Genomic DNA, 12,578 nt, shown 5'->3' on the forward strand with positions numbered 1-12,578 from the left:
CATCCGTGACCACACCCGACGGCTCCACGGCCGGCTGTTCCACGATGGTCTCGGTCATCATCTGGCGTCTCTCCCTTGATCGGTCGATCAGCCGTTATTTGTACAGTCCCGGCCGTGGTTGGGTCGGCCCACGGCCGACGCTGTTCCAGGGGCGGACCACCGTGGGTTGGTGCGGACGTTGGTCCGGGTAGACGCGGGACCGAAGGCATTGGTGGCGCCCGATCGGGCTTGTCCGGCTGCCCGGCCGGAGCGGGGGCCGGCGTTGCCGAACAGTCCGGGCAGGCTGGCAGCGCTCAGCCGGTCGGCCAGCGCGTCGAAGCTGGTGGTCACCACGATCTGGGCGGGTTCTCCGCCACTTTCCGGCAGCTCACCGGTGCGCAGGGCGAGCCGGGCGATCTCGGCCATGGCGTCATGGCGACGCTGGCCCGGCGAACGCTCATCGCCTGGACCGCTGGGCTTGGTGAGGGGATCGAGAGCGGCGATCAGGGTCGCGCCGGCCTCGGCGTCCAGCAGCCCGCGTAGTCGAACCCAGCCCTCCTGACTGACAGAGAGGGTCAGTTCACGGCGTAGTTCGGCTCGCTTCTCGGCCCGAGTCAACGCCCGCCGGTCCGCTTCCTCGGCCAGCTCGGGCGCGACGTGCCGCAGGATCCGATCCGCACAGGTACGTAAAGCCGCGGGCTCCAGTTCCCGCGCCACACCAATCAATGTGGACAGTGCCCGCTCTGCCGGCTCCACCCCGGCCTCGGCGCGAACGTTGCCCACGGCTCCCGCGATGACTTTTGCCTGATCGAGATCGAGCCAACCGTCCACGAGGGCATCCCGTAGGGCGGGGCCGGCCGCCGCGGTCCCGCAGAACCCCGCACTGCCGTCCGGTACACCGTCCCCGCCCGGCCCGCCCAAAGATCCGCCCGGCCCGCCCAAAGATCCGCCCGGGCCGCCCAAAGATCCGCCCGGCCAGCCCGAAGATCCGGTCGGGCTGGTCGACGATCCGGCGGAGCTGGCCAGCGGGCCGCCGGGCTCCGCGTCCAGCCAGGCGGCGTCGGCGACCAACCGCCGGGCCGTACCACCGGACACCCGTAACCGATCACGGAGCCAGGTGGCCGTCGAGGTCGAGCCCTGCGCGCGACCGAGATCACGGCCATCGACCTCCCGGACGAGGGCCAGCTCCAGTACGGCGAGTCGGCGCACCAACCGGCGCACGGTGGTCAGTGACTCGACGAGCCGGTGCTCGGGCAGCGACCAGACCGGCGCGGTGGCACAGGCCGTCACCGCCTCGTCCACCCGCGCCAGCTCATCGATCATGACCATCAGGCTAGGACAGGCGTACGACAGTTCCACCGCCCGAAACCCTCGCCTTGACGGCCATTTCAGATAGTGGCAACCGCTACCCGATCACTGCTAAAAACCAGGCCACGGATCAAGTCGGCTCACGAGCCCGAAACCCGCCGCCGCACCGCACCGCACCGCACCGGATCGCACAGCGCAGCACCGCTGTTCGGAGAGGTTGATAAGGCTCGCTCTCAGCAAGCCTTATCAACACTCCCTCGGCTGCTCGGGCCGTACCCCTCAGCGGCGCTGGCCGACCAGTTCGGGGGTCCGGTTCTCGGCGGTGTCGGTCTCCTCGACGGTGTCGCACGGATCGTCGATCTCGTCCGATTCCTGGAGGCCGGCCCACTGCTGGAGCCGCCGCAGCGGTCCGGGCGCCCACCAGATGGCGTCACCGATCAGCCGCATGGTGGCGGGTACCAGCAGCATCCGGACCACCGTGGCGTCGAGGATCAGAGCGATGATCATGCCGACGCCGATGAACCGCATCATCGTCACGGTGGCGAACGCGAAGGCGCCGGTGACGACGACCAGCAGCAACGCCGCGGCACTGATCACCCGGCCGGTACGGGCCAGCCCGACGGTCACCGCGTCCCGGGTCGACGCGCCTTTGGCCCGGGCCTCGACCATCCGGGACAGCAGGAACACCTCGTAGTCGGTGGACAGCCCGAACACCAGGGCCGCCATCAGCACGACGATGCCCACCTCGAGCGGTGCCGGCGTGACCCCGAGCAGCCCGCTGCCGTGTCCCTCCTGGAACAGCCAGATCAGTATCCCGAACGTCGCCGACAGGCTCAGCGCGCTCATCAGCACGGCCTTGATCGGCAGCAGGATCGAGCCGAAGGCGAGGAACATCAGCAGGAACGTCGCGCCCATCAGCAGCAGCGCCATCCAGGGCAGCTGTCTGGCCGTGGCGTCCAGGCTGTCCGCGTTGCGGGCGGTCGTACCGCCGACGAGGAGTTGGGTGCCGGCCGGCGGTTCGAGGGCCCGGATGCCGTCCACGGTGTTCCGGGCGCTGTCGGAGAGCGGGTCGGTGCCGGCAAGGGTAGCCGTGAGTACGGCGACGTCGCCGCCGGCGCCCGTCGGGGTCACCGCCTTGACGCCCGGGACCTTGCCGACCTCGGCCACGAACCCCTGTACGGCGGCCCCGGCCGGCCCGGTCCCCCGGTCACCCCGCAGCACGATCTGAACGCCGTTGCCGCTCATCCCTGGGAAGTCCGTCTTGACCGTCTCGATGGCCTGCCGGGCCGGGTCGGTACGCGGCAGCACCCGCTCGTCGACCTCACCGAACCCGACCCGACCGATCGGACTGGCGAGCACCAGCAGTCCGGCGACGATCGTCAGCACCACCAGCACCGGCCGGCGCATGGTCAGCCGGGCCAGCCGGGCCCAGCCACCGGTGACCGGACCGGCGAGTCGCGCGGCGTCGCGACGTCGGCGTACCGAGAACCTGTCGATGCGCGGGCCGAGGATGCCGAGCAACGCGGGAAGCAGGGTCAGCGAGATGAACGCGGCAAGCGCGACCGCCGCCATGCCGCCGTACGAGAGCGACTTGAGGAAACCCTGCGGGAAGAGCAGCAGGCCACCGAGCGCGATGATCAGCAGGGTGGCTGAGAAGACCACGGTACGGCCGGCCGTGCCGACGGTGTTGCGGACCGCTTCCCGGTTCGACCGCCCGGCCCCCAGCTCCTCGCGGAACCGGCCGACCATGAACAGGCCGTAGTCGATGGCCATGCCGAGCCCGAGCAGGCTGGCGACGTTGACCGCGAACGAGTTGACGTCGGTGTCGAGTGAGACGAGGTGCAGGACGCCGAGGGAGCCGAAGACCGCCAGGCCGCCGACCAGCACCGGCAGGGCGGCCGCCACGAGCGAGCCGAAGATGACCACGAGGAGGATCAGGACGATCGGCATCGACACGGCCTCGGCGCGGGTCAGATCGGCCTTGGACCGGTGCGAGGTGGAGTCCTGCAAAGCGGCTCCACCACCGATCTCGGCGCGTACCCCGGGCACCGCCAGCCGGTCCTTGATCTCCTGGTACGCGGCGAGCTTGGCGCCTCCCGAGCCCGTGAGGCTGATCACCGCGAGAGCACTGTGCCGGTCCGGCGTGGCCAGTTCTGGCGTCCGCTGCGGCCAGTACGACTTGACGCCGGTGACCGCGTCGGGCGGCAGTGCCCGCAGGGCCGCGCCGACCCGCTCGCCGACCGCCGGATCATCGACGGTTCCGGCCTCGGGGGTGTAGACGACGATGACATCGCCACCCTGCGGACCGAGCGCCTGGGCGACCGCGGCGGCGGCCTGGCTGGACTCGCTGCCGGGGTCCTCGTACCCACCCTCGGAGAGCTGGCCGAATACACCGAGCCCCCAGATTCCCGAGCCGACCACGGCGGCGGTGATGAGGGCGAGAACCGTCCAGCGGAACCGGTAGGCGAAGGAGCCCCACGAAGCGAACAACGGCCGTCCCTAGGTCGTGTCGGTGTCACCGGTCGGGACAGTCACTGACGGTGCCTTTCAGACACCAAGTGTCAACTGTCATCGAGTGACCGAATGGAGCGTACGTACCCAACGGTAGGGGGCGGCAAACGGCCCGGCCACGTGACGAAGGGCGAGGTGAGCGATCTAACAGTGGGCCGGACGCCGACCCGCCGCGCCGGGTGGCCGGCCCGGCTTCGCCGGGGATCGACGGATGGCGCGGATCCGCCCGCTCAGCATCGGCACGGCCGAGAGCGCCAGGCCGACCGCCCCGACCGCCACCGCCGACCGCCCCGCCGCCACCTCCCGGCCGGCTGCCCACGACCTGGCCGCGTACCCACCCCGGAGCGCTGCCCAGGGGCAGGGTGCCGGGCCGGCCAGACGCCGGAACCCGCGGCGGCCGGTTCCAGCGGTGGAGCCCCGAGGGGCGTCAGGAAGGGCCCCCTCCTATACAAAAAGCGATAACAAGGGGCCCGTCCTTTCAGCTCCTTTCAGGCTGATGTGCCGAGGAGCCAGCCCACGATCGTGCCGAGGACCAGGAACGGGCCGAAGGGCAGTTCGCTCGCCCAGCTCACCCGGCGGGTGGCGAGCAGTGCGAGCGCGGTGAGCCCGGAGGCGGTGACCGCGACAAGCAGTCCGGCCAGTACGGTCCCCCAACCGGCCCAGCCGAGCAGTGCGGCGCAACTGAGGGCGAGCTTCGCGTCGCCGAGTCCGAAACCTCGTCGGCCGAGCAGCAGGGTGGAGCCGGCGAAGACGGCGGCCACCGCGAGGCTGGCGACCGCCGCCCGGTACGCCGGTGCCGGCTGCCCGGCCAGTCCCGCCGCGCCGAGCAGCAGCCCGGTGCCGAGCGCCGCCGGCAGGGTCAGCCGGTCCGGCAGGCGATGCACGGCCAGGTCCACGAACAGCAGCGGTACGGCCCAGGCCAGCCACCAGCCGAAGGCGGCGGTCGGCAGCGGCGGCCCCGCGGCGGCGAGGACCAGCAGCACGGCGCCGAGCGTGGCCAGTTCGACCGTCCAGGGCGGTGCGCCGGTCCGGGTGCCACAGTTGGCACACCGGGCGGCGGGCAGGAACGGCCGCATCCGCACCCCGGGCGACAGTGGCGCGGCGCAGGTCGGGCACGCGGTGCGGGGCCCGGACCCGGTCGGCACGGCGAGCGCCACGATCGCCTGGCGTTGGGCGGGCGTCACTGCCAGCCAACCGAGGTAGCCCAGCCGGCGCCGGCCGGTCCGGGTCGTCGGTGGCTCCGGGTGGGCACCGGACCGAACCAGATCCGGCGGGTACGCATCGGCTTCCATCAAACACTCTCCGTTACGATGCCTCGGGTCGGTCGCTGAACCCGGTGACCCGCGCCGCCGCCACGGATCGCTGCGGTCCGACCGCCGACGGGCTGGACCGGCCACACCAAGGGCCGCCCCGCGAACTGCCGGGTGGCACCATGCCCCAATTCCGGGCGGTACGTCCCCGGCCCAGTCAAGGAATCAGTCCGAGTGATGCAACATGTAATATTTCATTGTGACTGCATCACATTCATAAACAACAAAGTATCACCCCGGTAACCACCGCCGACTATAACTTTGAGTAACAACGCAAATTGCCCCCTGTCGCATTGCCGGTCGCCAGCCTATGCTCCCCCCTTGAACGACGTGAGCACTGGATCAATCGGTTGCGAGCGGGAGTTGAGCAGGCTGGATACGGATCTCACGCCGCGCGGTAAGGCGGCTACCGGGGCTGGTTACCGGGTGGTGATCCGGCGGAAAAATCGCGTTTACCGGACGGCTGGTCGGGCGAAGGACGGAAACATCAGCCGGATTCCGGGGGCGATTCCCGATTGCCGGACAGCGCCCGATGGCACCGCTTTGGCCGGACCGCACGGATCCGTTCCGCGCCACGACGGAGGGGTTGAGGAGGTGTCGGTGCGTACACCGCAGTGGAATCGGCTGGCGGCCGTCGTCGCCGCCACAGCCCTGGCCGGGGTGGCCGCCTGCGGGTCGGCGGACGAGCCGGCGGCGCTGACCGGTCCGGCGGGCCCGACGGCCAGCCCGAGTGCCGACGCGGCGAAGACCGCCGACGCGAAGCAGGCCGCCCTCAAGTCGTACGCCGGGTATCTCGCGGCCTCCCGCCGGGCCGAGCAGCAGGGTGACCCGTTCATCCCCGACCTGCGGCGCTACGTCGCCGACCCGCTGCTCACCCAGGTCCGGCTCGCCGTCCGGAAGAACCAGACGCACGGCGCGATCCGGCAGGGCTCCGTCCGCTCCGATCCGGAGGTGACCACAGTGAACCTTGACACCAACCCGGCCACGGTGGAGATCCAGGACTGTCTGGACACTTCCGGATACCGCCTGGTCTTCCGGCGGAACTCCGCGCCGGTCCCCGACGCGGCCGGCGGCCGGTACCTGGTCACCGCGACCGCCACCCGCTATCCGGACGGCCGGTGGCTGATCAACTCCGGCACCACGCACCAGGACCAGCCGTGCTGACCCGGACACCACTCTGGATGGTCGCAGCCCCGGCTCGGATCGGTGGCGGGCCGATCCGCGCATCGCGTCGCGCCGCCGGACGGTTGCTGGCCATCGGGGCGGTGCTGGTCGTCGCGCTGGTCGGACCGGCCGACCCCGGACTGGCCCGGGAGGGCGGCGGCAACTGCCCACCCGCGCAGACGGACTGCCACGTCTGGGACGGCAAGGGGCCCGTACCCGGTGATCCCGGCAGCCCCGGCAACCCCGGCGGAGGCGATCCGGGTGGCGGCGGAGGCGGCGGCCACACCTGCACCCGCAACGGGACCGTGGTGCCCTGCTACGTCGACGTGCTGGGCTGGTTCAACCAGTCGGACGGCTGCTACTACAAGCTCGCCGAACCGCAGCCGCCCGACCTGCCGGAGGGCAAGCAGGCGTACGCACGCACCTGCGACGCCGGAGGCGCCGGCGGTACCGAGACGGTCCTGCTGGACGCCCCGCCGGACGGCTTCGGCGCCCCGCCGAACGCCGCCGACGTCGCCGCCGAGCTGTTCGCCAGCATGACCCTGGAGCGGCCCAGGGTCGGCATGGCGCCCGGTCCCGGCAAGCCGGGCCTGGTGGGCCTGCCGGTCTGGCTCTGGACCGGCAAACCCGCCAGACAGGACAAGGCGACCAGTTGGGGTCCGCAAAGCAAGGAGCGGACCGACCGAGGGCTCTACGTGAAGTTGTCCGCCAAGGTCGACTACGCCGAGTGGAACATGGGCAACGGCGAGAAGTTCCGGTGTAACGCCAACAAAGCCAAGGACGAGGGGCAGGGCGTCGTCCACCACAACGAGACCGGAGAGTCACCGTCGTGCGGCTACGCCGGCTACCCGAACTCCGGCAGGTACCCGGTCTCGGTCACCACGCACTGGTCGGTCACCTGGGCGGCCAGCAACGGTCAGCACGGCTCGATCCCGAACGTCACCCGGACGAGCGCCACGGTCAACGTGACCATCAACGAACTCCAGGTGGTGACACGGTGAGCGCGAGGAGTGAGCCGGTTTTGCGAGCCCCGCAGTCGCGAATAGAGGTGACCCGGTGACCACGACGAGCACGGTCAACGGCACCGGGCCGGTGTCCGCGCCGATCGCCGCCCCGAAGATCGTCCGGCAGCGCCGGATGCGCCCCGGCCTGCTCGGCCTGGCCATCCTGCTGATCGCGCTCGGTGGGCTCGGTGCGGCGTTCGCGGTGACCTCGGTGCGGGCCACCGGGACGTACCTGGCGGTGGCCCGGGACGTACCGGCCGGTTCCCAGCTCGACGCCGGCGACCTGACGTCGGTGCGGATCGCCGGCGGTCAGGGCCTGTCCCCGGTACCGGCCGGCCAACTGGACAAGGTGGTGGGCAAGCGCGCCGCCGTCCGGCTCACCCCCGGCACGCTGCTGACGATGGCCCAGGTCACCGACAAGCCCCTGCTCGGCCCCGGCCAGCAGCAGATCGCGGTCAGCCTCAAGAACGACGCCGTACCGGCCCGCACGCTGCGGCCCGGCGACAAGGTGCTGCTGGTCAGCACGCCGGCCAAGGACGCCGGTACGGCGGGCGGCAGCACCCGGTTCGACGCCGTGGTGATCGACTTCGCGAGCACCGACCAGTCGACCAAGGTGCTGTACCTGGCGCTGGCGATCCGCGACGTACCGCCGGTGGTGGCACTCCAGGCCCAGGACCGGCTGGCCGTCGTTCTCGTCGGATCGGCCTGACCATGGCGATCATCGCGCTGGTCTCGGCCAAGGGGTCGCCCGGGGTCACCACCACGGCGCTGGCCTGCACGCTGGCCTGGAGCCGTCGGCTGATGCTGGCCGAATGCGACCCGGCCGGCGGGTCCATCATGGCCGGCTACCTGGGCGGCGCGCTCGACGGACCGCGCGGCCTCGGCGAACTGGCCGTCGGTGAGCTGCGGGACGGCAACCTCGACCAGGCCCTCTGGTCCCAGCTGGTCGATCTCGACGCACCCCGGCGGGAGCGGTTGTTGCTGCCCGGGGTGGTGGACCCGACGCAGGCCGGCAGCGTCACCCCGCTGTGGCAGCGCTTCGCGGACGTGTTCGGCGCGCTGGACCGGGGCGACCCGGCGTACGACGTGCTGGTCGACTGCGGTCGGCTCGCGGTGCCGGGCACGCCGTGGCCGCTGTTGCGGGCCGCCGCCGTGGTGCTGGTGGTCACCCGGGCCGAACTGCCGGACCTGTCCAGCACCCGGGCTGTGGTCCGGGCCATCGAACGGGACTTCGCCGAGCACCGCGTACCGGCCGGCTCGGTCCGGTTGGTGCTGGTCGGGCCCGGCAACGGCCGCGCTGAGATCAGCCGCGCGCTGTCCCTGCCGATCATCGCCCAACTGCCGCACGACCCGCGTACCGCCCGGGTGCTCTGCCACGGTGGCACGGTGCGTGGCCGGCGGCCGTTGATGCGGGCGGCCGGCGCCCTCGAGGTGCCGATCAGGGCGCTGCTGGACCGCCAGCGGGCCCGGCTGAGCTGGCCGATCAGCCCGGAGGTACCGCATGCGGCGGTTTGAACCCGTCTCCCACGACCCGCGGGCCAACGGCGCCACCTCGACCGTCCCACCGGTGCCGGTCAACGGCCGGCACCACAACCCGACCCCACCGGTACGTCCCGGCCCGGTGCCGCCGGTCGCCCCGCCGGCCCAGCCGGCCGGACCGCCGCGCCCCCGGGTGGACTTCGCGGTGGTCCGGGAGTTGCGCCGGGAGTTGAGCGAACGGCTCACGCTCTGGCAACGCGGCCGGGAGTTCACCGTCGCGGAGGAGGACGCCGAGCGGGCCCGGCTGGCCGTGGCGGTGGTCGCCGAGTACGCCGACGCGACCCGCCGGGCGGGCACCCCGATGGCCGCCGGCGAGGAGCGGGCGCTGCTCGACCAGGTGACCGCCGAACTCGTCGGGTTGGGCCGGCTCCAGACCCTGCTGGTGGACGAGTCCATCGAGGAGGTTCACATCCTCGGCTGTGACGTCGTGCGGATCACCCGGCACGGCGGCGGGGTCGACTGGGGTGAACCGATCGCCGACAGCGACGACGAGTTGATCGACATCCTCCAGGCGGCGGCGCGGCGGGCCGGCGCGACCGAGCGGTCGCTGTCCACCTCGAAGCCCACCCTCGACCTGCAACTGCCGGACGGCAGCCGGTTGGCCGCCGTGTACCTGGTCAGCCAGCGGCCGTACGCGGTGCTGCGTAAGCACAACACACTGGAGGTCAGCCTCGACGACATCTCGGGCAGCCGGGCCGACCTGGACGAGATGATCGATCCGCTGATCCGCGACTTCCTCCGGGCGGCGATGCGGGCCGGACTGAACATCATGGTGGCCGGGCTGGCCGGGGCGGGCAAGACCACCGTGATCCGGGCGATGATGGACGAGATCCCGCCCGACGAGCCGTTCGTGCTGCTGGAGGAGAGCCGGGAGTTGCTGCCGGCACGCCAGCGCCGCAAGCACCGTTCGGTGATGAGCTTCGAGGCCCGGGAGGGGCACGGCGAGCGCGGGATGGACGGCCGGCCTGCCGGCGAGGTGAGCATCGCCGACCTGATCCCGCTCGCCCTGCGGATGGGCGTACTCCGGATCATCGTCGGTGAGGTCCGGTCCCGGGAGATCGTGCCGATGCTCCAGGCCATGACCACCAGCCGGGGCTCGATGTGCACCATCCACGCCCGTACCCCGGCCGGGGTGAGCGACCGGATCATCGAACTGGCGCTGTCGCACGGCCGCGAGATGACTGTCGAGCAGGCCCGCCGGATGGCGGGCAACGCGCTGGACCTCATCATCTACGTCACGGTCGAGGACGAGACCGCCATCGGCGGTCGCAAGCACCGGTTCGTGTCGCACGTCGAGGAGGTGATCGGCGCCGGCGAGGGCAACCGGATCACCACCACGACCGTGTTCGGGCCCGGCCCGGACGGCCGGGCCGTGCCGCGACACCTGCCCGAACGCATCCGCGACCAGTTGCTGCGGGTCGGGTACGACGCCCGGCTGCTGTCCCGGTACGTCGAGGCCGGCACCGGTGCCTGGCGCCGCCCCCGACACACCCGACTGGCCCGCCGCCCATGAGCGAGCGCAGCGAGGTGCCGGCATGAGCAAGCGGAGCGAGCGAATCAGCAGGCACAGTGCGGTGGAGCCTCATGGCGGCGCCGAGCGCAGCGAGGTGCCGGCATGAGCAAGCGGAGCGAGCGAATCAGCAGGCACAGTGCGGTGGAGCCTCATGGCGGCGCCGAGCGCAGCGAGGTGCCGGCATGAGCGTCCCGGGGAATCTCGAACTGATCGCGCTGCTGTCCGGCGCGGCCTGCGTGGCGGGCGTCATCCTGGCCGTGGTGGCGCTGGTGGGCACCCACCGGCCGCCGCGGGCGCCCGCCGCGACCGGTTGGGCCGGGCGGATCTGGCATGGCGCCAGCCCCAATCCGCGTGACCAGCGCCGGCACCGGTCGCTGCTGGTGGCCGCGCTGGTCGCGGGCGCCGCGGTCTTCCTGCTCACCGGGCTGCCCGTGGCGGGACTGCTGGTCGCGGTCGCGATTCCCGGGGCGCCGTGGCTGTTCACCGTGGGCAAGGCCGAACGGCGGGCCATCGCCCGGATCGAGGCGGTCGGTGAGTGGACCCGCCGGATCAAGGACGTCTCGGCCACCGGGCAGGGACTCCAGCAGGCCATCATCGGCACCGTACCGACCGCCCCGGAGGAGATCGCCGAGGAGGTACGGCTGCTCGCCGCCCGGTTGCAGGCGGGCTGGTTGGGTCGGACCGCGCTGCTCGCGTTCGCCGAGGACATCGCCGACCCGGTCTGCGACCAGGTGGTGGCCGCGCTCGTGCTGCACCTCACCGATCGCGGCGAGCGGTTGGGCGACGTACTCAGCTCCATCGCCTCGGCGGCGGCGGCCGAGGTCGCCACCCGGCGGGAGGTGGAGGCCAAGCGCACCCAGCCGCGTTTCGCGGTCCGGTTCCTCACCGGGATGACGCTGGCGGTGCTGGCGTACGGGCTGGTCAATCCCGCCTACATGGCGCCGTACCGGAGTCCCACCGGGCAGTTCGTGATGGTCGTGCTGGGCGGCTCGTTCGTCGCCCTGCTGGCCTGGGTCCGGTCGATGAGCCAGCCTCCGCCGCCGGGCCGGTTCCTGACCGCGCCCGATCCCGAGGAGGTGCTGGGGTGATTCTCAACTGGCAACTGACGTTCGCGGTCGGCGGTGGGGCCACCGCCGGGTTGGGAGTGTTCCTCCTGGTCCGGGAGGCGCTGCCGGTCACCCCGGCGCTGGGACCCGCGCTGCGCCGGCTGCACCAACCGGTCATGCCGGGTCTGGGCACCGCCGGTCGGAACCGGACGGAGTGGCTGGGCGGTCTGTCCCGCTGGCTGCGACCGCCGGTCCGGGATCTCGCGCTACTCGACCGGACCCCGGAGCAGTACGCGCTGACGGTGCTGCTGTCGGGGCTGTTCGGGCTGGCGCTGCCGCCGCTGCTCGGTACCGGTCTGGCGACGTTCGGCGTGGCCCTGCCGATCGTGCTGCCGCTCGCCGCCGGCCTGGGCCTGGCGCTGCTGTTCGCGATGATCGCCCACTACGACGTGCTGGCCAAGGCCGACCGGGCCCGCCGGGAGTTCCGCCGGGCCGTCTGCACCTACCTGGACCTGGTGGCGTTGCAGTTGTCCGCGGCGCACGGGCCGGTGCAGGCGCTGGAACGGGCTGCCGCGATCTGCGACGGCTGGGTGTACGACCGGATCCGGGAGGCGTTACGGATCGCCCAGTTGCAGATGCACTCGCCCTGGGAGGAGTTGCGCGAGCTGGCCGACCGGCTCGGGGTGCCCGAGTTGAGCGACGTGGGCGCCATCATGCAGTCCTCCGGCACCGAAGGGGCGCAGGTCCACGAGACGCTGCGACAACGCGCCGACTCGCTGCGCGACCAGATCCGCACCGACAACCTGGCCCGGGCCGAGGCCGTCACCGCTCGACTGGACGTCCCCGGCGCGCTGCTGGTCTTCGTACTCATGGGCTTCGTTCTCTATCCGTTCGTCAGCCGCATCTGACGACCCCCGCAGAAAGGTTCCCGCCATGCCCCTCGTCCGATACCTCTACGCCGCCCTCCAGGTGCGGTTCGCCGAGCTGAAGCGCGAGTCGGACCGGGGTGACAGCCCCGTACCGACCGCCATCATCATCGCCGGGCTGGCCGTGATGGCCCTGGCCATCCTCACGGCCGCCGCGGCGGCCGTGAACGGCTGGAACGCCCTCATCCCGGGCGCCGACCAGAACCCGTAGTGAGTCACCGCCGGGCGCTATTGGCTCGGCGGAGTGGGGGGCCACGCCGCTGTGCAAGGATGTTACG

General features: G+C 71.9%; 11 protein-coding genes. 8 read left to right on the top strand and 3 right to left on the bottom strand.

Annotated elements, in window-relative coordinates; all coding sequences use genetic code 11:
- Positions 1-87: 87 nt before the first annotated feature.
- The 3 genes from ACXN5W_RS29560 to ACXN5W_RS29570 all read right to left on the bottom strand — a co-directional run bounded on the left by ACXN5W_RS29560 (position 88) and on the right by ACXN5W_RS29570 (position 5,090).
- Positions 88-1,302, bottom strand: coding sequence for a DUF222 domain-containing protein (locus ACXN5W_RS29560; RefSeq protein WP_473161669.1), 1,215 nt, complete (start codon positions 1,300-1,302; stop codon positions 88-90).
- A gap of 264 nt (positions 1,303-1,566) precedes the next feature.
- Entirely contained in the window at positions 1,567-3,777 is a 2,211-nt protein-coding gene (locus tag ACXN5W_RS29565) for an MMPL family transporter (protein ID WP_473161670.1), read from the bottom strand.
- Positions 3,778-4,286: 509 nt separating this feature from the next.
- Positions 4,287-5,090, bottom strand: coding sequence for a prepilin peptidase (locus tag ACXN5W_RS29570; RefSeq protein ID WP_473161671.1), 804 nt, complete (start codon positions 5,088-5,090; stop codon positions 4,287-4,289).
- A gap of 618 nt (positions 5,091-5,708) precedes the next feature.
- Here ACXN5W_RS29570 and ACXN5W_RS29575 point away from each other — a divergent pair.
- The 8 genes from ACXN5W_RS29575 (at position 5,709) to ACXN5W_RS29610 (ending at position 12,511) form a co-directional block, all read left to right on the top strand.
- Positions 5,709-6,272: a hypothetical protein gene (locus ACXN5W_RS29575; protein WP_473161672.1), complete on the top strand. Its 564-nt coding sequence runs from the start codon at positions 5,709-5,711 to the stop codon at positions 6,270-6,272.
- On the top strand, positions 6,266-7,273 hold the full coding sequence (locus ACXN5W_RS29580) for a hypothetical protein (RefSeq protein ID WP_473161673.1): 1,008 nt from the start codon (positions 6,266-6,268) through the stop codon (positions 7,271-7,273). The genes ACXN5W_RS29575 and ACXN5W_RS29580 overlap by 7 nt, the downstream gene beginning before the upstream one ends.
- A gap of 55 nt (positions 7,274-7,328) precedes the next feature.
- The gene (locus ACXN5W_RS29585; RefSeq protein WP_473161674.1) at positions 7,329-7,985 is read left to right on the top strand and encodes an SAF domain-containing protein; all 657 of its coding nucleotides are present in this window, start codon (positions 7,329-7,331) and stop codon (positions 7,983-7,985) included.
- Positions 7,986-7,987: 2 nt separating this feature from the next.
- Positions 7,988-8,791 carry a CpaE/TadZ family protein gene (locus tag ACXN5W_RS29590; protein WP_473161675.1) on the top strand — a complete coding sequence of 268 codons (804 nt, stop codon included), beginning with the start codon at positions 7,988-7,990 and terminating at the stop codon, positions 8,789-8,791.
- Positions 8,778-10,328: a CpaF family protein gene (locus ACXN5W_RS29595; RefSeq protein ID WP_473161676.1), complete on the top strand. Its 1,551-nt coding sequence runs from the start codon at positions 8,778-8,780 to the stop codon at positions 10,326-10,328. Before ACXN5W_RS29590 ends, ACXN5W_RS29595 begins: the two co-directional genes overlap by 14 nt.
- Positions 10,329-10,510: 182 nt before the next feature.
- Positions 10,511-11,416: a type II secretion system F family protein gene (locus tag ACXN5W_RS29600; RefSeq protein ID WP_473161677.1), complete on the top strand. Its 906-nt coding sequence runs from the start codon at positions 10,511-10,513 to the stop codon at positions 11,414-11,416.
- On the top strand, positions 11,416-12,282 hold the full coding sequence (locus ACXN5W_RS29605; protein WP_473161679.1) for a type II secretion system F family protein: 867 nt from the start codon (positions 11,416-11,418) through the stop codon (positions 12,280-12,282). The genes ACXN5W_RS29600 and ACXN5W_RS29605 overlap by 1 nt, the downstream gene beginning before the upstream one ends.
- A gap of 25 nt (positions 12,283-12,307) precedes the next feature.
- On the top strand, positions 12,308-12,511 hold the full coding sequence (locus ACXN5W_RS29610) for a hypothetical protein (protein WP_473161678.1): 204 nt from the start codon (positions 12,308-12,310) through the stop codon (positions 12,509-12,511).
- Positions 12,512-12,578: the final 67 nt, after the last annotated feature.

The organism is Plantactinospora sp. A48 (genome assembly GCF_055793945.1).